Below are 25,541 nucleotides of genomic sequence, written 5' to 3'. Positions count from 1 at the left end.
TTAACGGCTCAAAGCCCCACCACCCGACCATCGCGACGTGAGATCGCGATGATGGATGAACGAGGCACAGCATCGCCGCCTTGCGGAAAGTGTGACGGGGCCAGCTTCTCGCCCGGGTGTTGAATGCCGACAAACATCGTCTTTTGATCGGGCGTGAAGGCAATGCCCGTGATCTCGCAAGCCACAGGCCCCACCAAGAAACGTTTGATCTCGCCCGTCACAGGGTTGGCGCACAACATTTGGTTGTTGCCCATGCCTGCAAAGTCTTTGGCGTTGCTGTAGTCGCCATCGGTTTGAATCCACAAGCGGCCATCTCGGTCAAACGCCAAACCGTCGGGGCTGTTGAACATGTTCTCTGCCGTGATGTTGGCTGAGCCTGCGTAAGCGTCTTTGTGCAATGCGGGGTTGCCTGCCAATGCGAAGATGTCCCAGGTGAAGGTGTGGGCCGTGTGGTCGTTGCCCTTGGGCGTCCAACGCACGATTTGGCCGTACACGTTTTTGGGGCGCGGATTAGGGCCGTTCACGGCTTGGTTGGGTTTCACACCACGGTCGCTGTTGTTGGTGAGGGTCACGTACACCTGTGCTTGGGTGGGGTGCGCGGCAATCCACTCGGGGCGGTCCATCGTGGTAGCCCCTACCACTGTGGCGGCCAAACGGGTGTGTACCAACACATCGGCTTGGTCTTTGAAACCCGCGTCTGTGGTCAGCCCGTTCTTGCCGTGCGTGAGTTCCAACCATTCGCCCTCGCCTTCTGCTTTACCATCGACTGCGGCAAAGCGCGCGACATACAAAGTGCCTTCGTCCAGCAAGTCGCGATTCGCTTTCGGGTTTTTAGCGTCGAATTTTTTGGCAGACACAAATTTGTAAATGTGCTCGCCCTTCTCATCGTCGCCCATGTAGACCACCACATGCCCGTCTGCGTTCACCACCACCTCGGCGTTTTCGTGTTTCACACGGCCCAAGGCGGTGCGCTTGATGGGGGTACTGGTGAGGTCCATCGGGTCAATCTCGACCACCCAGCCGAAACGATTGGGCTCATTCGGGTTCTTGGCCAAGTCAAAGCGCTCATCGAACGGGTGCCAGTTGATGCCCGCACCTTTGGCGCTGATGCCGTAGCGTTTGAACGCTGCGTTGTCAGGCAAGCTCTCAGCGCTGCCAAAGTAGCCATTGAAGTTTTCTTCGCACGTGAGGTAAGTGCCCCAAGGCGTGCGGCCATTCGCGCAGTTGTTGAATGTACCCAAGGCCACCGTGCCACTCGGGTCGGCTTGCGTTTTGAGTAACGCGCTGCCCGCCGCCGGACCGCTCAAACGCATCTCGGTGTTAGCAGTGATGCGGCGATTCAAACGTGCATTGGGCTGAACTTTCCAAACACCGGCCACACGGCGCACTTCAAACACGCTCACACCGTGCGCAGCTTGGGCTTTGCGGGTGTCTTCTAAGCTGCTGCAGCGCCCATTGGCAAATAGGTATTCGTAATTGGCGTATTCGTTGTTGACGGCAATCACACCATGGTCTGCGCCCAAGCAGAAAAAACTCATGCCATCGTTGTTGTCGCCGATGGATAAGGCTTGGCTTGCGGCTGTACCGCGTGTTTCGGGATCAAACGCACGCCCACCTGGCAAGATCGCATCGCCCCATGATGCCAACACGCGCCACTGGTACCCCGCTGGCACGCTGACCGTATCCAAAGAATTAGCGGCAATCGGGGCAAAGCCAATGGCAGGTCCGATACGCTTTGATGCCGCACCCTGTGCCGCCTGGGCCAAACTCTGACCACCCAAAAACAAACCAAGCCCAGCCCCCGCTGCACCGAGCCAATGACGGCGGCTGAGAGCGGCATCCACCATGCGACTGAAATCAGTTTCATCAGGACGGGGGTGGTTGCGTTGGTCGTTTTCATCAAAGGTATTCATCACAGCCTCATAGTCAAGAAATGAAGCGCACTTTAAGCACCCTTCGTGACAGTGCTGTGACATATTTTTGTCACAAATAAACAGTAATATTGTTTTATGAAACATGGCACACTCCTGGCAGCGATTGATTTAGGTTCGAACAGCTTTCGTCTTGAAATTGGGCGTTATGACCACGGTCAAATTCAGCGTGTCGCCTACCTCAAAGAGACGGTACGCCAAGGCAATGGCTTGGACGAAAACCGCAACCTCACCGACGAGGCCATGCAACGCGGCTGGGACTGCCTAGCCCGCTTTGCCGAACGTGTGTCTGGTTTTAAAAAATCACAAGTGCGTGCCGTCGCCACCCAAACTTTGCGTGAAGCCAAAAACCGCGATGTGTTTTTGAAAAAAGGCTGCGAAATATTGGGCTTCCCGATTGAGGTAATTGCAGGCACCGAAGAAGCGCGCTTGATTTACCAAGGTGTGGCCCACATGCTGCCCAGCAACCAAGACCACCGATTGGTCATTGACATTGGCGGTCGCTCCACAGAACTCGTATTGGGCCAAGGGCTAGAAGCCACTAAAACTGCCTCGTTCCGCGTGGGCAGCGTGGCATGGTCGATGAAATATTTCCCCACCAGCGAATTCACCGAACAAGCGTTTTACCGCGCTGAAATTGCCACACAAGCGGTGCTGGAAGAAGCCCTCTCCACCTACCCACGACACGCGTGGAGCAAAGCCTATGGCGCATCTGGCACTGTGGGTGCTGTGGCCGACATCTTAGCGTTGGCTGGATTTCCTGAACGTCAGATCACCCTCGATGGGTTGGATTGGTTGGTGAAGTGCTTGGTTCGCGCGGGGCATGCCAGCAAAGTGCAATTGGAAGGCCTCAAAGAAGACCGACGCGCGGTCATTGGCGGTGGCGTGAGCGTGCTGCGTGCTTTGATGACGCTGCTGAAAATCGACACCCTGCATGTGGCGCAAGGAGCCCTGCGCCATGGCGTGTTGTTTGAGATGGTGGAACGTGAAGACCACAACACAGACACGCGTGATTTGTCGATCCAACGTTTGGCGGTGAAGTTTGCGGTCGACTCGGCGCAAGGCCAACGCGTTGGGCGTGTGGCCGCCCATCTGTTGCAGCACATGTATGTGGAGGCTCAAAACAGCGAAGCCGAAACACTGGAGCGCCTTTGCCGCAAACTGAGTTGGGCCGCACAGCTGCACGAAGTGGGTGTAGCCATCTCCCACAGCGACTACCACAAGCACGGCTCTTACATCTTGGACAACGCCGATCTACTGGGGTTTGGCATGCCCGAGTTGCACCGATTGGGCTTGCTCATCCTCGGACAACGCGGCAAACTGAAAAAATTAGAAGACGAATTACAGGACGATGAATTTGCCAAGATGCTCATGGCGTTGCGTGTCAGCCTGATTTTGTGCCATGCACGCAAAGACCCCGCCTATCAAGCACTACGCCTGAATTGCGACACACACAAGCGGCGCATTCACTTGCATGCACATGAATCGTGGACACAAGAGTTTCCACAGTCCGCGCATTTGCTGAAGCAAGAAAGCACCGCTTGGGCCAAAGCACCATGGTCTTTTGAGTTTGTGACAAAACCATGACATATATGACACTAGGTGGTTTGATTTAAACGGTATAAACTGTTTACTCTTTTTTTGAATCTCAAGGAATCAACAGTGAGTACAACTGCTCAAAAAACCATCGTTCAAGCTGCCGTTAAATCACGTGCAACCACAAAAACTCCAGGCCAAAAACCAGCCGCTAAAAAATCTGTGGTCAAAAAGGTCGCTGCCAAACCAGTTCGCAAAACAACAACGACCAAAGCACCTGTCAAAGCCGCTCCAGCCAAGCCCACCAAACCTGTGAAAGCAGAGAAGCCTGCCAAGGTTAAAAAACCAAAGTTGGTGCGCGACAGCTTCACCATACCTAAGGATGAATACGTGGTCATCGACAGCCTCAAAACCCGTGCAGGCAAGCTCGGTCAAGCGGTCAAGAAAAGCGAACTGTTACGTGCAGGCGTCAAAGCCCTCGCCGCCATGAGCGACATTCAGTTCAAAGCTGCCTTGAGCAACGTACCAACCATCAAGACCGGTCGTCCCAAGAGTTCGAAGTAAGTTCTGGGCAGGCGACGGTCAGCAACACCGTTTGGGGTTGACCGTCGCGTATGCGGGTGCGCAGCCACCACACACCGCCCTTGCGCACAGGGCATGTGTGCTCTTGCATACCCAAGAGCTTGGCCACCAGTTGACCCAAATAAGGTTGGTGCCCCACCAGCAACACAGATCCTTTCAACTGAGGACCTGTCTCAGGACTCCACTTCAGCAGAGTCAACACATCGTCGACTGAGGTTTCTGGCACCAGCTCATCACGTAGTTTGAATTTTCGTCCCAACGGGGCTACGGTTTGCTGAGTTCGCCTCGCAGGGCTCACCAACACACGGGTTCCCTCTGGTAGGTGACGGTCTAACCAAGCAGCCATGCGCATGGCTTGTCGCTCGCCTTTTCGAGTGAGTGAGCGTGACAAGTCATCACCACCCTCGGGCGCCACTTCAGCTTCTGCATGACGCCACAAAATCAAATCCATGCTCGACCTCTCATGGTTTTGTCGCGTATAACGCCATCAACGCGGCTTGCGCCCCGTGAAGTGGCACAGGAACGGTTGTTTGCGCTGCTTTTCTGGTGGCACGCTTGGGCTTGGCAGCCTGCACGCGGGTGTACTCGCCATCCGCATTCAATTGCCACGCATCCACGTTGTCATGCAAATAGGCCACCAAACATTCATCAATCACGCGCTGGCGAATGGCTGCATCTTCAACAGGCCACGCGACCTCCACTCTGCGCAGCATGTTACGGTTCATCCAATCGGCACTCGATAAATACAAAGATTCATCGTTGCCCGTACGGAAGTAAAACACGCGTGAGTGTTCCAAGAAGCGACCAATGATGGAACGCACACGGATGTTGCTTGCCACACCCGGGCGTTGCGCAGGCAACATGCAAGCGCCACGGATGATGAGGTCAATTTGCACCCCCGCTTGCCCCGCGTGAACCAACGCCTCCATCAGCTTTTCATCGGTGAGCGTGTTCATCTTCAAGATGATGCGGCTGGCCACCCCTTGCGCGGCAGCGTGGGCTGTTTTCTCTACTTTGTCGATCAAGCTGCGTTGCAGTTGGAACGGCGCAATCATCAGCTTGTTCAAGCGTGGAATCTTGCTTTGGTTAGCCAACAAATTGAACACACTTTCCACATCTTGCGTGAGCTTCGGGTCACAGGTGATGTGGCTCAAATCGGTGTAGAGCTTGGCCGTGCGTGGGTTGTAGTTACCGGTGGACAAGTGCGCGTAGCGACGAATGCTGCGCCCCTCTCGGCGTGTGACCAACAGCATCTTGGCATGCGTTTTTAACCCCACCACACCGTACACCACCTGCGCCCCAATGTATTCCAGCTTCTCAGCCCAGTTGATGTTGGCCTCTTCGTCAAAGCGAGCTTTGAGCTCCACCACCACCGTCACTTCTTTGCCCCGTTGCACCGCTTCTCGTAGCAGCTCCATCAACACCGAATCTGCGCCGGTGCGGTAAATGGTCTGCTTGATGGCCAACACATGCGGGTCACGCACAGCTTCACGCAAAAACGCCAACACACCATCAAAGCTCTCGTAGGGTTGGTGAATCATCACATCGCCCTGTTGCAAGCGATCAAAGATAGAACCATTCGTCACCATCTGCTGCGGATAGCTGGCGGTGTAACGCGGGAACAACCACTTGGGGTTATCCACCAAATCAATCAATTGGTTCAAACGCACCAAATTCACAGGGCCGTGCACACGGTACAGCGCGGAATGCGGCAGCTCAAACTGCTGCAACAAGAATTCCGACAAATATTCAGAGCAACCTGAAGACACTTCCAAGCGCACAGCTTGTCCGTAATTGCGATGCACCAAACCTTGCCGCAACGCGGTGCGCAAGTTTTTCACATCTTCTTCGTCCACCGACAAATCGGAATGGCGCGTCACACGAAATTGGGAGAACTGCCCAACGTCGCGCCCCGGAAAAAGGTCTTTCAAATGCGCACGAATCACGCTGGAGATGGACACAAACAACTGTCGCTTGCCACATAACTTTTCAGGCAAGGCGATCAAGCGGGGCAAGCTGCGAGGCACTTTGACAATTGCAATTTCGTTGTCTCGCCCAAACGCGTCTTTGCCTGACAAACGCACGATGAAGTTGAGCGACTTGTTAGCCACCTGAGGAAAAGGGTGCGCAGGGTCTAAGCCCACTGGCAACAACAAGGGACGCACTTCGCGTTCGAAAAATGTTTTCACCCATTGGTGTTGCGCCAAGGTACGCTCACCGTGCGACAAGATGCGCACCCCCTCTTTGGCAAAGGCCGGCATCAACACATCGTTGTAGAGCGCATATTGCTCATCGACCAAAGCATGAGCAACTTTGCTTAGCGAATGTTGGGCATGTGCACCTGCAGCGTCCAAAGGCGCTTTGGGGTGCTCGACGCTGTTGTGCAGCGCTGCACGCACTTCAAAAAACTCATCCAAGTTGGACGACACGATGCACAGGTAGCGCAGACGCTCTAACAGCGGCACATCATCGCGCTTGGCCCAATCGAGGACACGTGCGTTGAACGCGAGCAAACTCAAGTCACGGTCTAACCACGCAACGTGTGAGGCTTTGTATGTATGCAACTCTTTGCTTGCGGAACCGATCGTCATCTATGCACCTATCTAAGTACAACTAAGTTTGCCGCCTCATCATGACAAACGTGTGACATTTATGACGGTTAACTTAATTCACATACACACTGGTCGCAAACCGTATGGATGCAATTAGCAAATATGACACCCAAGAAATATTTGCCACAGCCAATAAGGCAAGCCCTAGCAAAGTCAACCTATTTCCAATCGCTCGCTTTTTAAATGCCAACTCGCCGTCGTTTATGCCTTTCGTATGGAAGTGAATCCCTGCAATCAAGAAAACGCTCAAGCCAGCAATCATCCACCACGGAAATCCATTGAGTTCTAAAGTCGCCATCATCATCAAACCTAAAGGCACATTTTCAAAAAAATGTTCCTCCATCTGATGGGCCGACCATTTAATGAGAATCAATGTCAGCAGACCAGAAAAAATTGCAGTTGTGAAAAGCACTCATACCTCCAAATCATGCCGAGAAAAAACTCAGTAGGCTTGTAAGGTATGACAGGGTGATGACACTGCTCACCGCCTCTTAAATCTTACGAAACAACGCCTCACCCATTCTTAGACGGACACCGTTTTCTATGCCTTCAACCAACGCAAAGCCTGGAGGCAAAAACATCAGGATGGTTGATCCGTGCTCAAACCACCCTATTTCTTGTCCCTTGATGTAATCAACATCGCAGTGAATTTCATTCGGACCTCGATAGCGCAAATTCAACAACACATCTACCGCGTGGAATCGCATACTTGCCACTAGAACAGCCGCCACTGGCACCAGCAAAAACTGCAATCCTTGCAGGGTCTGCATTTGCAATACCGCTCGTTCGTTCTTGCAAAACAACTCTCTCACCCGGCTCAATGCTATGGGGTTCACATTCCATGTATCGCCAGAAATATAGGTCACATGATTCAAATGCGCGTCACACGGCGCATGAAATCGGTGGTACATGCTGCTGGTCAAACGCATCGTCACAAACGCACCGCCTTCTAACAATTGGGGCCATCTCTGCACCAATTCTGGAGAGCTAAGCAAGCTGCTCAAGCTGTAGGGAAACCCTTTGGCTTGAAAGACTATGCCATCTCGAATTTCACCGCACGCTCCCACGATGCAATCGCACGGAGACGTCATCACATCGGGGCTGGCATCTATCGGACGTAAACCGGGCTTTAGTTCACGCGTGAAGCACGCATGCAAGCTGTCGAAGGTTTGTTGCTTGGCTTCCGTCAAATCCAGATCTGTGAACCAGCTCCACACAGCAATGGAGCCTTTGACGATCCATGGGTGACGCAACTGGCTCCACCACCCCATCAACCGTGTCAATGTGATGCGAGGAATGCGGTTGGTCAACAAAAAATTCAAATCTTCTTGCAAAAACCAAGTTTGAAATTTATTTCGAATCTTCATCGTCTTGTCACTTAATCTGAATACAACGGTGTGTCTCTTACACAAGGAAATCAACTGTGAACACCACTTGGATGAGTTTGGGCGCACTAGCGGCATTGGTGCCCACTGCGTACCAACGTTTGCAACTCTCACGCGCCAAGCATCGATCGCTGGCAGGACACTCGCGTATGGCTAAGCGTTTGGCGCGTTTGCTACCCGGCTACCATTTTGATGATCAAATGTTCTTTAAATGTGACAACGCGCCATTTGATGTTGCGAATTCGCGTCGCCAGGCATTTTTTAAACTCGCAGAGGTTCTCAAAGCGCGCCACCCGTTGAGCATTCAAGCTACGGCAGCGGCGCGAGAAACCATCTCGGACATGCAATTCATTTCGGCATACCGTGTGCCGTTTCAATTCAGCCTCTTGGTGCAAGAACACCTGAAGGTTGGTTCGTTCTTTCAATCTGCCACGGGTGTGTTTGTCACCGATTTGGATGGTCAATCGTTTTATGACCTGACCGGCTCTTATGGCGTCAACGTGTTCGGTGCTGATTTTTATAAAAAGACCATGGCAGAGGGCCTTGCCAAAACACAAACCTTAGGCCCCACCCTGGGGGCTTACCATCCATGTGTGGCAAGCAACGCAGAACGGCTAAAAAAAATTTCCGGCATGGACGAAGTGTCATTTCACATGTCAGGCACAGAGGCGGTCATGCAGGCTGTGCGACTGGCGCGTTACCACACCAAACGTAAAAACATTGTGCGCTTTTGTGGCGCGTACCACGGATGGTGGGAGGATGTACAGCCAGGACCTGGCAACCCAATGCCTCCTCGAGAAACCTACACACTCAGCGACATGAGTGAACGAAGCTTAGATGTCATTCGTCAACGTAAAGACATTGCCTGTGTGTTAGTGAACCCCTTACAAGCCTTGCACCCCAACAGCAACGCCCCTGGAGACAGCACGTTGGTAGACGGCAGCCGAAAAGCGGCATACGACCGACAAGCCTACACAACATGGCTCCACAAATTACGCCAAGCATGCACCGAAAATGGTGTGGTGCTGATTTTTGATGAGGTGTTCTTAGGCTTTCGTTTAGCCCACGGTGGCGCACAAGAATATTTCGGTGTCAAAGCTGACATGGTGACTTACGGCAAAACCTTAGGTGGGGGATTTCCTGTGGGCGTGGTGTGCGGAAAAAAAGAATGGATGCACCGGTTTCGTCCCGAGCGCCCAGCTGATATTTGTTTTGCTCGCGGTACATTCAAAGAGCACCCAGTGGTCATGGGAGCCATGGCTGCGTTCTTAGACCAAATCGAAACTCCTGAAATCAAAGCTCTGTATCAAGGTCTAGACGAGCGATGGAATGCGCGTGTGGAACGCTTTAACAACGCCATGCAGAGCCATGACATACCTTTGCGAGCCGCAAATATGTCCAGCGTCTGGACGATTTATTACACACAGCCAAGCCGCTACCACTGGATGCTGCAGTACTACCTGCGCATCCACGGCTTGGCCTTAAGCTGGGTCGGCACAGGACGTTTGATTTTCAGCTTGAACTACAGTGATGCAGATTTTGAAACAGTGGTCCAACGGTTTGTTATGGCCGCAACACAAATGAAAAATGACGGCTGGTGGTGGCAATCAGCCGAGCTCACCAATAAGCGTATCCGTCGCAGTATCCTGAAAGAAACCTTGTTTCGATGAAACAAAAAAGCGTTCAGGTCTAACACCTGAACGCTTTTTTGAATGACGCGGTGATCAGTGACTGGTGTTCAGAAAGTTCTGGTCAAAGCGTTGACCACGCAACAACTGCAGAGGTGCCTTGTGGTAGAGGTACACATCATGGAATGGGTCGGTAAGGATTTTGGTCATCCATACCAAACCAGTTTGCACATCCTTGATGAAGCACAAGTGGATGGTGCGAAACAACAAACCTGCCACGCCTAAGGCTAACCACGCATAGCCCACGGCATCAGAAAATTCAACCCATGTTTCGTGCGTCGGCACAACATCAAACATACCTGGGAAATAGTAAATCACTAAAGGCAGCAATACCCAGATGCTGAGCAACACAACTTTGCGACGCAAATTAAAGCCTACTTTGATTTCTTCTTTGAACTCATTGCTGGCTTGGTTGACATGGTCATAGCCCAAGGGCTCGAAAAAGAAATGGCCCGACTGTCGCGCCACCATAGACACTAACCACGCCAACAATGCAGCCCACGCTGGATTGATAAATAACAAAGCGTAAGAAATCAAAAAGCAAATTGCGCTGAGCAAGTGCAATGATTGATTGATGCGGCAGTGGTGGTAATAGCGATGGTCATCCCAGCGTTGAATGCGCAGTGCTTCTAAAAAGTTTTTCACGTTTAATGTTCCTCATGTGTGGAAAGACATCGCCATCATGAGCTTGTCATGTGAAAAAACGATGACAAACACAACTGCGCAACATATGAAATAAAAACGTCAAATAACGGTCATGTCATCAAGTTGTTAAATTCAGCAGCCAACATGAGGATATGGAACTATCGCCAAACACGCCCATCACAGTTGAAAACTTCGAACCCGCGAAGCGCTTTTTACGAATCGCAGTTGTGACCGAAACATGGCCCCCCGAAGTCAACGGGGTAGCCGTCACACTCGCCAAGCTGATTCACCATTTAGGCTTGCGTCATCACACTATTCAATTGATACGCCCGCGTCAAGACAAGCACGATGAAGGGCATGAACAAACGGGTTGGTCGGAGTTGCTGTTGCGCGGTTTACCGATTCCTCGCTACCCACAACTCAAGCTCGGTTTGCCAAGTAAGAAAGCCCTTTTGAAAGCTTGGAGTACCAAGCGCCCAGACTTGGTCCACATCGCCACCGAAGGGCCGTTGAGCTGGTCAGCCCTGCAAGCCGCGCACATCCTTCGTCTGCCTGTGACGTCTGATTTTCGAACAAACTTTCACAGCTACTGCCAACACTACGGCGTAGGCTGGCTGAGTAAGCCCATCGTGGCTTACTTGCGCAAGTTTCATAATCGCACCGCCTTCACCATGGTGCCAACACAAGCCATGAAGCAGCAGCTCGAAACGATGGGTTTTAAAAACTTGAAAGTCGTAGCGCGTGGCGTAGATACCCAACTTTTTCACCCAGAGAAACGAAGCGAATCCATGAGAAACAGTTGGGGCGTATTGCCTGACACCTTGGTGCTGCTTTCGGTGGGCAGATTGGCTGCGGAGAAAAACTTAGACCTCACTATTCAAACCTACCAAGCCCTCATCGCTGCGGGACGCCCCGTGAAGATGGTGTTTACAGGTGATGGCCCGATGCGCGCGGTGATCGAATCAAAATGCCCCGATGCTATCTTCATGGGCATGTGCACCCACGAACAATTAAGCACACTCTACGCCAGCGCTGACTTGTTGCTGTTTCCAAGCTTGACCGAAACCTTTGGTAATGTCACCTTAGAGTCCTTGGCAAGTGGTACGCCAGTTTTAGCCTTCGACTGTGCAGCAGCCAGTGATTTCGTCACTCACCACGAGAACGGCTGGCTGATCGACAGCGATGCGCCACAAGCCTATATCCAACGAGCGTTAGACATCACCAGCGACGCAAAAACCTTACACCAAGCACGTGCGTTCACAAGACACAGTGTGACGCACTTAGGTTGGGATGAAATTGCAGGGCAAGTGGAAACCATCTTCCAACGTGCGATTGAAATCGGCTGATTACCGAAACTGCCGCCACAGCAAGAGGCACAGCGGCGCAATCCCGCCAATCAGCAAAACACTCAGCAACACCATGATGTAGGTCAGTGGCACATCAAATGCCAGCAAAGCGCTGTAAGCTGACAGCATCAGGAGCACGGATAGGTTTTCGTTGAAACCTTGAACCGCAATTGATCGACCTGAGCTCAACACCTGCATACCTCTGTGTTGCAACAAGGCATTCATAGGCACTAGCAGCATACCGCCAGAAACACCAACGGCCAGCAAAAGAGGTAGCGCGATCCATAGTTCTGTGATGGTGACCATCACCGGCATTAGCACCGCCAACAACAATCCCCAAGGCAAGGCCTGTCGGGCTGAGTGGAGCTTGAATGATCGCCCAGCTAGGTACGCACCTGCAATGACCCCCAACGCTACCAAAGCTTGTAAATAGGCAGCAGCCTTTAGGGGCATGTTCAATGAATTTTTAGCCCAAACCAAGACGGCAAATTGCATCACGGCGCCAACGCCCCAATACAAGGTGGTGACATATAAAGAAACACCTCCCAAAGGATCACGCCAGAGTCGCTGGTTAGATTTCCAAAAGGTTGATGGGTGTACTGCATGCCATGTCAACGGCACAATTTCTCCCCGCTTGCCCATCGTTTGAAAACCTAGCAATAACATGACTGAAATCGCATATACCCCCAAGATCACCATCATGGCTATGAAGGTTTGCGTGTGCACCATTCCATCAATCGGCACGCTCGATTCGGACAACCCAGTCAACGCCCCGCCCGCGGCAATGCCAAAAATGACAGATACCACCATCGACACCTCAATCCACGCATTGGCACGTACCAATAACCGAGCAGGTACGGACTCCGTCGCAATGCCGTATTTGGCGGGGGCATACACAGATGCAGCAAGACCTACGAGAGCAAATGCACACAGAGGTTGAATGCCTGCCAACAATGCAAGAACCCCCAGCATTTTGAACGCGCTCATGGCAGCCATCACACGTCGCTTGGAAAATGCATCCGCTACAGGGCCCACCACCGACGCCAAAAGCACATATGCCAAGGTCAGTGAGAACTTTAAAAGTGGCGCCCACCAGCCCGGATAGCCTTGTTCATTCAGAAAGTAAATACCCAAAATCAGCAGAGCGTTATCTGCCAGTCCAGAAGTGAACTGGGCAGCCATTAAAAAATAAAACCCTTTAGGCATTCGGTAGCTTCATCTCCCAAACTTTTACGTCGTTCGCCAATGCGCTAAGCCCATGACAAGAATGACACGTAGATGTTTCTCCAAATTTTCCAATCCATGCAACTTACTCTCGTGCTCTGCTTGCTTCACAACAAAAATTTCGTGGCGATGTGGGAATTCGATAGAAATTGAATTGGGAACAAACCCCACAGGCGATTGAATATGAATCGCTGGAAACCGCCCTTCGAACCGATTGGCACATGTAAATCGCGTGGTTCGTTGCTTTACAAACTCATCGATAGATGCGAACAAATTTGGTAGCAGTTGTTCTTTGACATCGCAGTAATCCATCCAGCGATGCGTGTCACGCAAATAGGTCTCAAAGACAGAATCACTGAGACTATTGGGTAAAAAATAAAGCGGACTCACAGATCAACCCTGACTAAGACCTGGTTTTCTACGCAAGATTTGAACCACATGCTCTTCGAACAATCGGGTCGACTCATCCCAGCTGAATGACAAAGCTTGCGCACGCGCTTGTGAACGTGGAACCTTCAGCGCCTCAAGACTGGCGTATGCCAAATCTTCATGCAGCACGCCACCTTTGTACTGATGCAAATCGTCTGTATTGCAGTGCAACACTTCCAACGGCCCATCGACTGGATAAGCCGCCACAGGTGTGCCACATGCCATCGCTTCGAGCATGACCAAGCCAAACGTCTCGTTACGACTAGGAAACGTGAACACATCTGCACTGGCATACACATGTGCTAACTCATCGCGAGGCAACACACCTAACCAACGAACATGGTGGAACTTTTCTTTCAGCTCTTTCTCAAGTGGCCCTACACCGCACACCACTTTGCTGCCATGCCAAGGCATGGCCAAAAAACTATCAATGTTTTTCTCGTAAGAAACACGGCCCACATACAAAGCAACTGGTCGCGGTAAGTCTTCTAAAGCTGGGTGATTGGCCACTGTATCGGCATAAGAAAATAAGCTCATGTCTACGCCGTGTGTCCAACGGCGTAAGTTCTTGAAACCCCAACCGTCTAATAAACGCATTACGCCTTGCGTGGGAACCAAGACCCCAGCAGAGGGTTTGTGGAAATAACGAAAAATTGCGTACCCCAACCAAAGTGGGATGCGCAATGCCGCTTTCAAAACTTCTGGAAAACGCGTGTGAAAGGCTGTTGTGAAAGGCAGCTTGTGTTTCAAGCAATATTTGCGCGCGGCCCAACCCAGTGGGCCTTCAGTGGCGACATGAATCACTTCTGGCTGGAACGCATCCAACTGGCGCGCCAGTTGTGCATAGGGTTTGACGGCCAAATCAATTCCAGCATACCCAGGGCAAGGGCGCGTTTTGAACAAGTCTGGGTGAATAACCTCTACGACATGCCCCTTGGCATTGAGCTGGTCAACCAACTCAACCAAGGTGGTAACCACACCGTTGATTTGAGGACGCCATGCGTCTGTGACAAGGGCAATTTTCATGCAGCTTTGGCTAACTCGGGTTTATCTAAAACAATGGGTTCTGTTTGCCAGTAAAGCAAGGACAACTCACCTTCTGCGTTTTCCACCAAGGCACTTCGGCTCTCGACCCAGTCACCATCGTTGCAATACAACACTCCATTCACATCACGAATTTCGGCGCGATGGATATGGCCGCACACCACCCCCTGATAGCCATGTTTGGCGGCTTCATGTGCGACCGCATTTTCAAAGTCAGTCACGTAGTTCAAGGCTTTTTTCACCTTGTGCTTCAAGTACGCCGACAGCGACCAGTACGGCAAACCCAAACGACCGCGCATGTTGTTCAAGTAGCGGTTGAGTTTGAGCGTGAACTCATACAAATAGTCACCCACATAAGCCAGCCATTTCGCTTGCTGAACCACGGCATCGAAATAGTCGCCATGAATCACCCACAACTGGCGGCCATCCGCCGTTTTGTGAACAGCCTCATCCAGCACCTCAATGCCACCGAAGTGGTGGTCTAAAAAGTGACGTGCAAACTCATCATGGTTACCTGGAACGTAGACCACGCGGCAGCCCTTACGTGCTTTACGTAAAAGTTTTTGAATCACGTCGTTGTGTGCTTGCGGCCAATACCAACGGCGACGTAATTGCCAGCCATCAATGATGTCACCGACCAAGTACAAATAGTCACTGGTGTTCTCTTTCAAGAAGTCCAACAACGCATCGGCCTGACATCCGGGTGTGCCCAAATGCAAATCGGAGATGAAGATGGCTCTGTAATGCATCAAGCACCCAAGAAGTGTTTGCGGTAACGCGGTGGCATGTCGTTGATCTTCATCAACATGGGCAAGTCAGCTGTATTGAAGTCTGGGTCCCATGCAGGAGCGCCAAGCACTTTGGCGCCCAAGCGCAAATAACCTTTGATCAGGGCTGGTGGTTCAAATGCAGGGTTTACCTCCCACTGATTCACGGGCAATGCCAAGCGTGGAGTCACCTGGTTCTCCACACCCGCCAAATGGGTTTGTTTGAGCTGATGCCAAATGCTGGCTGCCACTTCACCACTCACCACACCTTGGTGCAGCATGGGAATACTGGCACAACCAATCATCACATCGAGCTTGTTGCGCACCATGAATTCAGCCAACGCGCCCCACAAAGCCATGATCACGCCACCATGGCGATGCTCAGGGTGTACACAGCTGCGACCGAGTTCCACCATGCGTTCTCGGTATTGGCGCAAGCGTGTCAGATCAAATTCCAAATCTGAATAGGTGCTGCCAATGCGCTTGGCTTGTGCAGGTGTCAACACACGGTAGGTGCCGATGACTTGCTCCGTCACATCGTCGCGAATGATGAGATGTTCACAAAAATCATCAAACAGATCGATGTCATGGCCTGGGATGGTGTCTTTCAATCGGGCACCCATCTCCGTAGCAAACACGTCATAGCGCAGACGCTGTGCTTCACGCACCTCGTCCTGGTGCTTAGCCCATTCAACAATCAGGCTTGGGCGGGTTTCTGTTTTTTGTGCTGCGACAGAAACTTTTTGATCGTTAAGATCGTTTCGATGAAGCGACCCCCGTGGCATATCGATGAACGACAAAGGCATGGTGGGGTTAGGCAGTTCTTTCATAGATGCTCCTTGGTAAATCAATGCATTGATTCTTGTCAGGGCATGTGAATTGCTCGCGAAGGTTGCGTGAAATATTCGTGACACAAGCGCATCAAACATTCACCAATCTGTCATACATCGCACCTATGCTTCATCGCATCTATGTTGACTAGCTATTTAAGACTCCTGTATGCCTTCGGCCGTGCGTTTTGGATTTTGTGGATCAAATTTCCACGCATGAACCGAGATAAAAAACTTCAAGCCATTCAAGCATGGTCTCAAGAGACTTTGAAAATTTTGGGCGTCGAAGTGGTTCATGAATCTGCCATGAATCAAATCGAAAAGACCACATCTCCCCTCATGTTGGTGGCCAACCATGTGTCATGGATCGATGCACTGATCATTCAATCCATTCGCCCTAGCATCTTTGTGGCAAAAGCTGAAGTCAAGCGTTGGCCGATTGTCGGCAGCATTGCCAAGGGCTGCGGTGTTGTATTTGTTGACCGTGGCTCACCCAGCTCTGCCAGACGCATGGTGGATGAAGTCTCTAGCGCGCTACATCATGGTTACTGCGTGGCAGGCTTCCCTGAGGGAACGAGCAGCGAAGGCAATTCGGTCAGCCTATTTCATGCCAATTTATTTGAAGCCGCCATCGACCATCACATTCAAGTGCAACCTCTCGCCATTCGATATACCAATCCACAGACAGGCGAGTTGTGCTTAAAAGCTGCTTTCATCGGCGACATCGGGTTTATGCAATCGCTGCATCAAGTCATCACCTCGCAAGGCATTCAGGTCAAAGTCCATGCGGGTGACATGTTGTCTCCGCAAGGACATTCCCGCAGAACCTTGGCGCATTTATCGCACCGCAGTGTAAGCAGCCAGCTCGAACTGCTCAACGCATAAACGACATCATAAAATTCGGCAACCCAGTGGCCAGCAACGGCAACCAAGAAATGGTCAAGGTGCCCACAAAGATGGCCAGCAAAGCAGGCGCCACAGAAATGGCCACTGTACGAAGCGGCTGTTTGAACACAGCCGATGCAAAGTAGATGTTCATGCCAGCAGGCGGACACAAGAAACCCATTTCCATATTGGCTAAAAAGATGATGCCAAAGTGAACGGGGTCAATGCCGTAGCTGGTCGCCAACGGCAGCAGCAAAGGCACGAGCACCACGATGGCGGCATAGACTTCCATCAAGGCACCAGCAGCAAACAAGAACACATTGAGTGCCAACAAAAACACCCATTTGTTTTGCGTCACGCCCTGCACCCATTCGGTGGCCAAATCGGGCACGCCAGCATCGACCAAGTAATTGGTCAAACCCAAAGCCATCCCCAAAATCAACATCACCCCGCCGATAATTTGGGTACATTGCGACAAGGCCTCAACCAATTTCTTGGCATCCAAATCTCGGTGTGCCCAAGCTTGTGTGACCACGGCATAGATAGCCGTCAGTGCGGCACTCTCGGTGGGTGTGGCCATGCCACTACCCAATGAGCCAATAGCGACTACTGGCGCTAATAACTCCCACTTCGCACGCGACGCCGCGTGTCGCAAAGCCGCGATGCTAAAAGCAGGTTGAGCTTGTTCAACAGAACGCACAGCACCATGACGCAAATACCCCCCGAAGATAAGCAAGCACACCACCATCACCAACGCAGGCACAACGCCTGCTAAAAACATGGTGTTGATGGGCACACGCGCAATAATGGCGTACATGATGAGTGGCACTGAAGGTGCCAACAACACCCCCAGCGCACTGGCGCTGGTCACCAAGCTGATCCCTTTGCGGTCTGGGTAGCCCACGCCTTGCAACAACGGCAACAGCAAGCCACCCAAAGCAAGAATCGTTACACCGCTGCCACCCGTGAAGGCGGTGAAGCACGAACACAGCACGGTGGCGGCAATCACAGTGCCTGTTTTACCGCCTCCAAACAAAGCCACAAAGACAACACCCAAGCGCTGAGCAGCACCCGTTCCAGCGAATATCAATCCAGCTAAGGTGAATAAAGGCAGAGCCGGCAATGAAGGATTGACCGTGATTTGATAATGCGACAACGCAATAGACGCCAGCGGCAACCCGTCTTGCCAAAACAGAGCCAACGCCAAGCCACCCAGCACCGCAAAAATCGGCGCACCAAACGCCAGCATCAGTATCAAACCAACCACCCAAGACCACAGCGGTAAAGCGTCACCATCCAAGCTGTAGGCCAAGCAAGCCCCCAACAACGGCGCACTCAGCGCGCACAACCACTTGATGGCGATATGCTGACTACAGCGTGCACCCAGCTTCATCCCCAAAATGGCAAAGCCCACGGGCATGGTGGCCTGAAACCACCACACTGGAATGCCATAGGCCAAGATTTGCTCAGCCGACATTTCACTCAGCACCAACGCACCACTCGCCCAGGCCAGCACGCCACACACCGCGGCAGCACCCAACTGTCCAACAGCGTACAGACGGGGCACCATCACACCCAAGCTGGTGAGATGGCCAAAACGCTCTGCAGCAATCGCGCCACACATGGCCATCAACAAACCCAAATGCTGAACCACCACCGGTGCATTTTCAATGCCCTTGCCCATCAACGGCCGCGACAAAATTTCCACCAACGGAATCAACGCCATCAAAGCCAACGCCAAAGCGGCTAGACCTGCATCGGCTTGCGATAAGCCACGCAACCAGCGCCTCATCATTTGCCCTTCCCTGCGCGATACGCCTTCAAGTGGCGAAACACCTCGTCAAATGTTTCAGCGGGAACCAAGGTGCCACGAATGCGTGGGTACAGCTTGTCAGCCAACTCTTGCCAAGCGCGCATTTGTTCTGCGTTCGGCTTATTGACCACCAAGCCTCGCTTTTTCATGGCCTCCACCGCTTCCTCAACCTCTTGACGTGCTTTGGCGCGGATTTGTGCCCCCGCTTTGTCGCTGGCTGTGCGAACCGCCGCTTGGGCTTCGGGCGTCATGTCATCCCATGATTTTTTGGTGACCACCAAAGCACCCACAATCGGTGCCCAGTTGATTTCAAGCATGTTGGGGGCCATGGTGTAGACCTGACTGGCCAGCGCAAAATATGGGGTCGAGGGCACCACGTTGATCATGCCGGTTTGCACCGAAGGCAAGATGTCGCTAGTCTCCAATGGCACAGGGGTGTAGCCCATGCTCTTCATGATTTCTTGCTGGTCGGCTTCGCCTCCCCATGCAAAGAACTTCATTTTTTGATAGTCCTCAGGTTTAAACGCAGGGTCTTTCGAGAAGAAACGCACCCAGCCTGCATCTCCCCACGCCAATACGACAAACCCTTTGTCGAGAAATTTTTTCTCCATCGCAGGGCGCATTTTTTCGCGCACATAGTCCACCTCATCCCACGACCTGAACAACAAAGGCATGGACTGCAAGGCTGCAATCGATGGCTCGATTTCGCGTAACCCTACGACAGAGAGCAACGCGCCTTGCAACTGACCAATGCGCATGCGACGCGCCAATTCAGTCTCACCGCCTTGGCTGCCATCGGGGTAAACCACAAACTTGGCACTGCCCCCTTGCGCCGTCCGCCAAACTTCGCCCACTTCCATCAATTGACGGTGGTAGAGCGAATTTTTAGGCGCCAGGGTACCTAGGCGCAACTGCTTATCAGGCGCAGACCATGCCGTGCTTTGCTGACACAACAACCCCATGGCGAGACAGATGGGCAAAATAGATTTAAAAAATAAAGACATAAGGACTTTCAAAAAAGTTCATCAATGGCGGAGAGCAACCATTGCGCACGCTCTCGCATCACTTCGTTTTGCAAGCTGGGCGCGCGTTTGCTGATGTCCAGCGCTTGCTGCAACAAATATTCAAACTGTTTGCGGTCTTCTGCAGGCAAGGCGATGGCTTCTGCTTTGGCCACAAAAGGCCCCGCCTCTTGCCCTTCGCCCAGCGCAATGGCTTGGTCAAAATACGTTTGTGCTTTTTGACGCGACCCGCCGACTTTGGCTGCTTCTAGGGTGCCCATCAAACTAGCCAAAGCGCCCTTGCCATAGGAAGGGTCGGTGCGCCACGCCATCTCTGCCAAACGCATGGACAACGGAAAATCAGCCACCACATCTGGGTCGTCTTTAGACATGGAAATTTTGCCCCCCAAAGAGGCTGCGGCCCAGTAGACCAACGGCACTTGCGCTGTCGTGAGCTGAGGCTGCTTCTTTGGATCGGATTGACGCAAAGCTGCCGCAAACCCAGGCTGACTGCGCTCGAGTGCTGTCATGGCATGGCGATGCGCGCGCGCATACAACTGTGCAGCACGGTCTCTCATCAACGCGGCTTGCTTGGGGTTTTTCGCATCTATTTTTTCAGCATCAAACGCAACGAAAGCGTAGGCGTATTGTGTGAATCCGGCTGACACCGATTCCGCCAATTTCAAATGTCCTGGTGTTTCTTTCAAAACCGATTCGGAAAACTTGAGATAAAAAGCACTCGCCTCTCTGGCCAGTTGCAAATCATCTTCACTCGACACGGCTTGTGTAGACAGTGCATTCGCCGTTTGGTCCACCATGAATGGGCGAACAGCACAACCTGAAAACAAGAGCGTCAATACCAAAGAAAAAATTAGGCAACGGTAAGGAATAAGAACACCTCGTCAAAGTGGATTAGAAATAATTTGAAAAATGTAAATCTGTCATATGAATATTCAATGACATGGCGTCATCAAATTGAAACAGTAAAGAGCCATCATGGGATTCAAAGGAATGACCATGGCAGAGAAACACCAACTCGATGAAGAGCAACTCCAACGCCTGCGCGATGACCTCTTAGACACGCTCGATGAGGAGCTCGAGATGTCCATCGACGAAGAAGGCCATCACACAGACCGCGTGAGCTACTTTCGAGAATTGCTGCGTTTGCAAGGCGAACTCGTCAAACTCCAAGACTGGGTAGTGGCAACCAAACAGAAAGTGGTCATCTTGTTTGAAGGCCGCGATGCAGCAGGTAAAGGTGGTGTGATCAAGCGCATCACTCAACGCCTTAACCCACGTGTGTGTCGTGTGGCAGCACTGCCCGCACCTAACGACCGGGAACGCACCCAGTGGTATTTCCAACGCTATGTGGCTCATCTACCCGCAGCGGGAGAAATTGTGCTGTTTGACCGCAGCTGGTACAACCGTGCAGGCGTAGAGCGCGTGATGGGCTTTTGCAACGACGATGAGTACGAAGAATTTTTCCGCACCGTGCCTGAATTTGAAAAAATGCTCGCACGCAGTGGCATCACACTCATCAAGTATTGGTTCTCAATCACTGACGATGAACAGCACGCGCGCTTTTTAGGTCGCATTCACGACCCACTCAAGCAATGGAAACTCAGTCCCATGGACTTAGAAAGCCGACGTCGCTGGGAAGACTACACCGTTGCCAAAGAAACCATGATCGAGCGCACGCACACGCCAGAGTCACCATGGTGGGTGGTGCAAGCGGTGAATAAAAAGAGCGCCCGACTCAATTGCATTCAGCATTTGCTTTCGCACTTCGATTACCACGAAATTGCTCATCCAGAAATTGAACTGCCTAAACGTGTACGCAATCCAGATTACATCCGTCACCCCGTGCCAGACAGCATGGTGGTACCAGAGATTTACTGACACACCGATCAACGTTTGCGTCACACCATTGTCACAGTCAATTTGTAAATTAGCACGCAATGAGTCAGATTCATGAAAACCTCCAAAAGCAGCGGCGCGGATTGAACCGTGTTATTCATGCGCTTGGCTACTCGTTGCAAGGGTTAAAAGCGGCGATGGATGAACCGGCATTCCGGCAAGAGGCATACCTTGCTTTTGTTTTGATTCCCTTGTCGTTTTATGTGGGCAACAACTGGGTTGAAATTTCACTTCTTTCAGGATCGGTTATTTTTGTTTTGACAGTCGAACTCTTAAACACAGGCCTAGAGTCTGCAATTGACCGTGTAGGCCCGCAGTGGCATGACCTATCCAAACGATGCAAAGACTTGGGCAGTGCTGCTGTTCTATTGAGCATTGTGCTTTGCTTGGCAGTTTGGCTCTCTGCCTTGATTTTGAAGTTCTCTCAGGCTGTCTGACGCCTATACAGCGTGAGCGCATAAGCAAGCATGCACCGCTTGATATTGGCTTTGGTTTTAACGGCATCGACGTGCAGTTACGCTGCACGCCCTTTCGTCACTGACGATGCCCGATTGACCAACGCCGAAAGTTGTCAACTGGAAAGTTGGTCTCGCAAGTACAAGACCAGCCATGAGTTTTGGGTATTACCTGCTTGCAACTTTGCTGGCAACTTCGAAATTACGGCAGGTGCTGGCAAGGCCACGACAGCAGGTCAAGCCAGCACCCACGACTTCATTCTTCAGGGCAAAACTCTTTTTCGCGAACTCAGCACCAATGGATGGGGTTGGGGTCTGGCGTTCGGCAAAGTCAACCACCCAGACATTTCGCCTGGTCCAAACTTGTTTGGCAACACCTATGCTTACATCCCCATGTCGTTTTCGACAAACAACGATCAAGTGATTTTTCACACTAACGTGGGATGGCTCAAAGACAAAGCCACGGGAGAACATCGTGCAACGTGGGGCATAGGTTCGGAAATACAAGCGACACCACGGATCTTGCTCATTGCTGAATCGTTTGGGGATCACCAAAACACCCCCTACTGGCAAATCGGCGCACGCTACGCCATCGTGCCAAACCTATTTCAGATCGACACGACCATTGGTCGTCAATTCAATGGTTCGATTGATACGCGTTGGATTTCGTTCGGCCTGCGGATGACACCCGACAAGATGTTCTAACGAGCAGCCAGCCATTGCTAAGTCATGTCACTTAAAAATTTAATCGATATGTTAAATAAACAAAAACTGGTGGATGGCATGGTGCACAGCCAGCAAATGCACAAACACGATGTGGTGGAATCTTTGCTTCAAAAGCAACACGATGCGGAGTTACAAAATTTCATTGCGAAGCAAAGTTCCACCGAACTAGGCGGCTACCTAGACGCACTCCCACTGAATGACGCAGTCAGATTGTGGAAAAAAATACCAATTCAGCGTGAAAACGATGTGCTATGGGAAATCTCGGACGAACGGCGCACTGCGCTAGCTGGTGATCGACAGCCAGGCTTTGAAGAAAGTAAAATTAATGTGTACGAGTTGATCGATGGCCGACTCAAAAATCTCCCTATTTCAGGCCGTCAAGACTTAGAAGGTGCAAAACCTATTTGGGTTGATTTGATCAACTCCACCAAGGCTGAGCGTATTTTTGTGGGGTCGCACTTTGGGGTGGAACTGCCAGACCCCATTGAGGCCACAGATCTTGAAGTGAGCGCGCGATTTCATGTAGAAGAAAACGACGACATCCACTTACATTCCAATTTTTTGTTTGATCGTGAGGAAAAATCTAAAAGCGTGCCTGTCGCTTTCATTCTGCACGGCGGTATTTTGTTTTCGCTGCGCAATGAGGAGCTGTCTGTGTTCCGTCTGCAACGTCGCAGAGCTCTCACACAGCCGGGCTATGTGACGGATTGCATTGATCTTTTGCTAGATCTCTACGGGGCAGATGTCGAGGTATCAGCGGATTCACTGGAAAACATTTATGCCAAATTGGGCGTTGTGGGGCGACACGTGTTGAGCGAAGCCATCACAGACCAAGAAGCCGCTGGTATTTTGGCGGATATTGCCGAGGAAGAAGATCAAAACGGACGTATTCGCAGCAATATCCTTGACACACAACGCGCATTGAGTTTTTTGATGCGAGGCAGACTGCTCACCGCGGATCAAATTTCAGACGCCAAGCAAATCCTGCGCAACATCGATTCGCTCAACAGTCACACCGCATTTCTTTTTGACAAGATCAACTTTTTAATGGATGCCACCATTGGCTTCATCAATATCAACCAAAACAAACGCGTGAACCAACTCACTGTCTTCAGTGTTGTGTTTATGCCAATCAATATCTTGGCAGGTGTGGGTGGCATGTCTGAGTTTTCCATGATGACAGAGGGCATTGCATGGCCATTGGCGTATGGTAGTTTTTTCGTGGGCTCAGGTTTTATCGGACTGATCACCTATGTATTGCTTAAGCACTTTGAAAAACGCCGTTTAAAAAAGTAATCTCAATTTTTATGACTTATCACAAACACGACATCTCAGAAATCAAGAGCAACGGATTGAGATATAGCCGTAAAAAAAATGGTTCCCCATTTGAAGGGAAAGGAAGAACTGGCGAGATGATGAGTTGCATCAAATGCGGCACACACAAACCCAGATCAACTGGTTCATTCCGCCGCCTTCTCAATACCAATCAGTTTTACTGTAGTGACTGTCGATCGGTGCCTGCTCAGGGGTGAAAACGCCAACGGTTTGCTGGAAATATCAATTTAAAGCAAGAACCGTGTCCCACATCGCTGGTAATTGATAAGCTGCCGCCATGGCGTTGCATGACATGTTTGACGATGGCCAACCCTAGCCCCGTCCCACCCGACTCGCGCGAGCGACTTCGATCTACACGGTAAAAACGCTCTGTCAGGCGTGGCAAGTGTTCAGCAGCGATACCTACACCAGTATCGCGAACCATCATCAGTAAACTGCCATCGATACCGTGATCGATCGACACATGAATTTGACCACCAGCGGGGGTATAACGCACTGCATTGCTCACCAAATTAGAGAGCGCACTTTGCAACTCGCGCGCCTCCCCCATCAGCACTGCATCGTCAAGAGCTGGATTACTCTCAAACAAAATGATCTGAGGCGCTGCACCTTGCAAAAGAGTGTCAGATAAGCCACGAGCCTCTAGCTCGCAAGTCTCCATCAAACGCTTCAAAGGCAACGCATTCAAAAAACTTGGGACAGGACTGCCCTCTAAGCGTGACAGGGTCAACAAATCTTCAACCAAGCCTTGCATGCGAGCTGCTTGGATCGACATCAAGCCTAAATAGCGATGCTGCTCCTCACCCGTGAGTTGAAGTGTGAGTAGCGTTTCAACAAAACCGGACATGACCGTGAGGGGAGTACGAATTTCATGTGACACATTGGCTACAAAGTCACGACGCATAGCCTCAGCTTGTTCCAACATCGTCACATCACGGGTCAATAAGAGTTGTTTGCCTTCCCCATAGCGATGGCGCTGTACAGAGATACGAACAGGTCGTTCCAACCGATGCCGATGCCCAGGAATAACAACTGGGTCAACTGGGTTCTCAACCGTCATGTAGGCGGTAAACGCTGGATCACGCAGCAAATTGCCAACGCGTTGCATCACGTCTCGCTCGGGGTGAATACCTAAATGCGTGGCTGCTGTCTGATTGCACCATTCAATTTGTGCATTGGCATCTAGCATCAACACACCATTAGGCGATGCTTGAATAGCGGACAAGAAATCTTTCAAGCGCTGATCACCTGTGGCGATGCTGCGCTCACGATCACGTAAGAGTTTGCGAGATCGATCTAAAACGACACCCCACCAACCTGATATTGACGGAACCATTGCCAAGTCCCCATGACGTAACCACGATCGAACGCGGTAACCTCGCCATGCATC

At 51.5% G+C, this 25,541-nt stretch carries 23 protein-coding genes; 9 read left to right on the top strand and 14 right to left on the bottom strand.

Annotation, left to right across the window (positions count from 1 at the left end; translation table 11 throughout):
* Positions 1–8: 8 nt before the first annotated feature.
* Entirely contained in the window at positions 9–1,913 is a 1,905-nt protein-coding gene (locus QMG27_RS05330; RefSeq protein WP_281814008.1) for a PhoX family phosphatase, read from the bottom strand.
* Positions 1,914–2,009: 96 nt separating this feature from the next.
* Between QMG27_RS05330 and QMG27_RS05325 the strand changes: the two genes are divergently transcribed.
* Both QMG27_RS05325 and QMG27_RS05320 read left to right on the top strand, forming a co-directional pair.
* Complete coding sequence (locus tag QMG27_RS05325; protein ID WP_281814006.1) at positions 2,010–3,518, top strand: Ppx/GppA phosphatase family protein; 1,509 nt, start codon at positions 2,010–2,012, stop codon at positions 3,516–3,518.
* A 75-nt stretch (positions 3,519–3,593) separates the two neighbouring features.
* Complete coding sequence (locus QMG27_RS05320; protein WP_281814003.1) at positions 3,594–4,031, top strand: hypothetical protein; 438 nt, start codon at positions 3,594–3,596, stop codon at positions 4,029–4,031.
* Here QMG27_RS05320 and QMG27_RS05315 read toward each other — a convergent pair.
* The 4 genes from QMG27_RS05315 to asd form a co-directional block, all read right to left on the bottom strand.
* The gene (locus QMG27_RS05315; RefSeq protein ID WP_281814001.1) at positions 4,000–4,500 is read right to left on the bottom strand and encodes a histidine phosphatase family protein; all 501 of its coding nucleotides are present in this window, start codon (positions 4,498–4,500) and stop codon (positions 4,000–4,002) included. The two genes, QMG27_RS05320 and QMG27_RS05315, sit on opposite strands and share 32 nt — an antisense overlap.
* A 10-nt stretch (positions 4,501–4,510) precedes the next feature.
* Positions 4,511–6,640, bottom strand: a complete 2,130-nt coding sequence (gene ppk1, locus QMG27_RS05310) for a polyphosphate kinase 1 (protein ID WP_281813998.1) — start codon at positions 6,638–6,640, stop codon at positions 4,511–4,513.
* 73 nt (positions 6,641–6,713) lie between these two features.
* Positions 6,714–7,073, bottom strand: a complete 360-nt coding sequence (locus QMG27_RS05305) for an MAPEG family protein (protein WP_281813996.1) — start codon at positions 7,071–7,073, stop codon at positions 6,714–6,716.
* A gap of 79 nt (positions 7,074–7,152) precedes the next feature.
* Entirely contained in the window at positions 7,153–8,028 is an 876-nt protein-coding gene (gene asd, locus QMG27_RS05300) for an archaetidylserine decarboxylase (protein ID WP_281813993.1), read from the bottom strand.
* 56 nt (positions 8,029–8,084) lie between these two features.
* Between asd and QMG27_RS05295 the strand changes: the two genes are divergently transcribed.
* Positions 8,085–9,716: an aminotransferase class III-fold pyridoxal phosphate-dependent enzyme gene (locus tag QMG27_RS05295; protein WP_281813991.1), complete on the top strand. Its 1,632-nt coding sequence runs from the start codon at positions 8,085–8,087 to the stop codon at positions 9,714–9,716.
* A 54-nt stretch (positions 9,717–9,770) separates the two neighbouring features.
* On the opposite strand, the gene QMG27_RS05290 is transcribed toward QMG27_RS05295, so the two are convergent.
* Positions 9,771–10,379: a hypothetical protein gene (locus QMG27_RS05290; RefSeq protein ID WP_281813988.1), complete on the bottom strand. Its 609-nt coding sequence runs from the start codon at positions 10,377–10,379 to the stop codon at positions 9,771–9,773.
* Between the two features lie 227 nt (positions 10,380–10,606).
* Between QMG27_RS05290 and QMG27_RS05285 the strand changes: the two genes are divergently transcribed.
* Positions 10,607–11,725 carry a glycosyltransferase family 1 protein gene (locus QMG27_RS05285; RefSeq protein ID WP_281813986.1) on the top strand — a complete coding sequence of 373 codons (1,119 nt, stop codon included), beginning with the start codon at positions 10,607–10,609 and terminating at the stop codon, positions 11,723–11,725.
* Here QMG27_RS05285 and lplT read toward each other — a convergent pair whose 3' ends face one another.
* The 4 genes from lplT to QMG27_RS05265 form a co-directional block, all read right to left on the bottom strand.
* Positions 11,726–12,931 (bottom strand): lysophospholipid transporter LplT, encoded by a 1,206-nt coding sequence (lplT, locus tag QMG27_RS05280; RefSeq protein ID WP_281813983.1) that lies wholly within the window; start codon positions 12,929–12,931, stop codon positions 11,726–11,728.
* Positions 12,932–13,342: 411 nt separating this feature from the next.
* On the bottom strand, positions 13,343–14,404 hold the full coding sequence (locus tag QMG27_RS05275; RefSeq protein ID WP_281813980.1) for a glycosyltransferase family 1 protein: 1,062 nt from the start codon (positions 14,402–14,404) through the stop codon (positions 13,343–13,345).
* On the bottom strand, positions 14,401–15,171 hold the full coding sequence (locus QMG27_RS05270; protein ID WP_281813977.1) for a UDP-2,3-diacylglucosamine diphosphatase: 771 nt from the start codon (positions 15,169–15,171) through the stop codon (positions 14,401–14,403). Before QMG27_RS05270 ends, QMG27_RS05275 begins: the two co-directional genes overlap by 4 nt.
* Positions 15,171–16,019, bottom strand: coding sequence for a GNAT family N-acyltransferase (locus tag QMG27_RS05265; RefSeq protein WP_281813975.1), 849 nt, complete (start codon positions 16,017–16,019; stop codon positions 15,171–15,173). The genes QMG27_RS05270 and QMG27_RS05265 overlap by 1 nt, the downstream gene beginning before the upstream one ends.
* Positions 16,020–16,235: 216 nt before the next feature.
* On the opposite strand from QMG27_RS05265, the gene QMG27_RS05260 reads away from it, so the two are divergent.
* Entirely contained in the window at positions 16,236–16,904 is a 669-nt protein-coding gene (locus QMG27_RS05260; protein ID WP_281813973.1) for a lysophospholipid acyltransferase family protein, read from the top strand.
* Here QMG27_RS05260 and QMG27_RS05255 read toward each other — a convergent pair.
* The 3 genes from QMG27_RS05255 to QMG27_RS05245 are packed head-to-tail and all read right to left on the bottom strand — an operon-like array spanning position 16,894 to position 20,581.
* On the bottom strand, positions 16,894–18,696 hold the full coding sequence (locus QMG27_RS05255; protein WP_281813970.1) for a TRAP transporter large permease subunit: 1,803 nt from the start codon (positions 18,694–18,696) through the stop codon (positions 16,894–16,896). The genes QMG27_RS05260 and QMG27_RS05255 overlap by 11 nt on opposite strands.
* Positions 18,696–19,721 (bottom strand): TRAP transporter substrate-binding protein DctP, encoded by a 1,026-nt coding sequence (gene dctP / locus QMG27_RS05250; protein WP_281813968.1) that lies wholly within the window; start codon positions 19,719–19,721, stop codon positions 18,696–18,698. Before dctP ends, QMG27_RS05255 begins: the two co-directional genes overlap by 1 nt.
* Before the next feature lie 8 nt (positions 19,722–19,729).
* Positions 19,730–20,581, bottom strand: a complete 852-nt coding sequence (locus QMG27_RS05245; protein ID WP_281813966.1) for a TRAP transporter TatT component family protein — start codon at positions 20,579–20,581, stop codon at positions 19,730–19,732.
* Positions 20,582–20,735: 154 nt separating this feature from the next.
* On the opposite strand from QMG27_RS05245, the gene ppk2 reads away from it, so the two are divergent.
* The 4 genes from ppk2 to QMG27_RS05225 are packed head-to-tail and all read left to right on the top strand — an operon-like array spanning position 20,736 to position 24,112.
* Positions 20,736–21,617: a polyphosphate kinase 2 gene (gene ppk2, locus QMG27_RS05240; RefSeq protein WP_281813964.1), complete on the top strand. Its 882-nt coding sequence runs from the start codon at positions 20,736–20,738 to the stop codon at positions 21,615–21,617.
* Between the two features lie 59 nt (positions 21,618–21,676).
* Entirely contained in the window at positions 21,677–22,072 is a 396-nt protein-coding gene (locus tag QMG27_RS05235; RefSeq protein ID WP_281813962.1) for a diacylglycerol kinase, read from the top strand.
* 30 nt (positions 22,073–22,102) lie between these two features.
* A complete protein-coding gene (locus QMG27_RS05230) occupies positions 22,103–22,795 on the top strand; it encodes a hypothetical protein (protein ID WP_281813960.1) in 693 nt (230 codons plus the stop codon).
* Positions 22,796–22,819: 24 nt separating this feature from the next.
* On the top strand, positions 22,820–24,112 hold the full coding sequence (locus QMG27_RS05225) for a CorA family divalent cation transporter (RefSeq protein ID WP_281813958.1): 1,293 nt from the start codon (positions 22,820–22,822) through the stop codon (positions 24,110–24,112).
* 226 nt (positions 24,113–24,338) lie between these two features.
* On the opposite strand, the gene phoR is transcribed toward QMG27_RS05225, so the two are convergent.
* The gene (phoR, locus tag QMG27_RS05220) at positions 24,339–25,487 is read right to left on the bottom strand and encodes a phosphate regulon sensor histidine kinase PhoR (protein ID WP_281813956.1); all 1,149 of its coding nucleotides are present in this window, start codon (positions 25,485–25,487) and stop codon (positions 24,339–24,341) included.
* Between the last annotated feature and the right edge of the window lie 54 nt (positions 25,488–25,541).

This window comes from Limnohabitans sp. MORI2, from assembly GCF_027925025.1.
Taxonomy (GTDB): Bacteria; Pseudomonadota; Gammaproteobacteria; order Burkholderiales; family Burkholderiaceae_C; genus Limnohabitans.
Note: the sequence above shows the minus strand (reverse complement) of the source record. Positions and strands in the feature narration are given on the sequence as shown.

Bases quoted from the DNA above. Each gene is read 5' to 3' on its own strand.
- QMG27_RS05330 (WP_281814008.1), bottom strand. From the start codon at position 1,913: ATGAATACCTTTGATGAAAACGACCAACGCAACCACCCCCGTCCTGAT.
- QMG27_RS05325 (WP_281814006.1), top strand. From the start codon at position 2,010: ATGAAACATGGCACACTCCTGGCAGCGATTGATTTAGGTTCGAACAGC.
- QMG27_RS05315 (WP_281814001.1), bottom strand. From the start codon at position 4,500: ATGGATTTGATTTTGTGGCGTCATGCAGAAGCTGAAGTGGCGCCCGAG.
- ppk1 (WP_281813998.1), bottom strand. From the start codon at position 6,640: ATGACGATCGGTTCCGCAAGCAAAGAGTTGCATACATACAAAGCCTCA.
- asd (WP_281813993.1), bottom strand. From the start codon at position 8,028: ATGAAGATTCGAAATAAATTTCAAACTTGGTTTTTGCAAGAAGATTTG.
- lplT (WP_281813983.1), bottom strand. From the start codon at position 12,931: ATGCCTAAAGGGTTTTATTTTTTAATGGCTGCCCAGTTCACTTCTGGA.
- QMG27_RS05275 (WP_281813980.1), bottom strand. From the start codon at position 14,404: ATGAAAATTGCCCTTGTCACAGACGCATGGCGTCCTCAAATCAACGGT.
- QMG27_RS05270 (WP_281813977.1), bottom strand. From the start codon at position 15,171: ATGCATTACAGAGCCATCTTCATCTCCGATTTGCATTTGGGCACACCC.
- QMG27_RS05265 (WP_281813975.1), bottom strand. From the start codon at position 16,019: ATGAAAGAACTGCCTAACCCCACCATGCCTTTGTCGTTCATCGATATG.
- QMG27_RS05260 (WP_281813973.1), top strand. From the start codon at position 16,236: ATGAACCGAGATAAAAAACTTCAAGCCATTCAAGCATGGTCTCAAGAG.
- QMG27_RS05255 (WP_281813970.1), bottom strand. From the start codon at position 18,696: ATGAGGCGCTGGTTGCGTGGCTTATCGCAAGCCGATGCAGGTCTAGCC.
- dctP (WP_281813968.1), bottom strand. From the start codon at position 19,721: ATGTCTTTATTTTTTAAATCTATTTTGCCCATCTGTCTCGCCATGGGG.
- ppk2 (WP_281813964.1), top strand. From the start codon at position 20,736: ATGGCAGAGAAACACCAACTCGATGAAGAGCAACTCCAACGCCTGCGC.
- QMG27_RS05235 (WP_281813962.1), top strand. From the start codon at position 21,677: ATGAGTCAGATTCATGAAAACCTCCAAAAGCAGCGGCGCGGATTGAAC.
- QMG27_RS05230 (WP_281813960.1), top strand. From the start codon at position 22,103: ATGCACCGCTTGATATTGGCTTTGGTTTTAACGGCATCGACGTGCAGT.
- QMG27_RS05225 (WP_281813958.1), top strand. From the start codon at position 22,820: ATGTCACTTAAAAATTTAATCGATATGTTAAATAAACAAAAACTGGTG.
- phoR (WP_281813956.1), bottom strand. From the start codon at position 25,487: ATGGTTCCGTCAATATCAGGTTGGTGGGGTGTCGTTTTAGATCGATCT.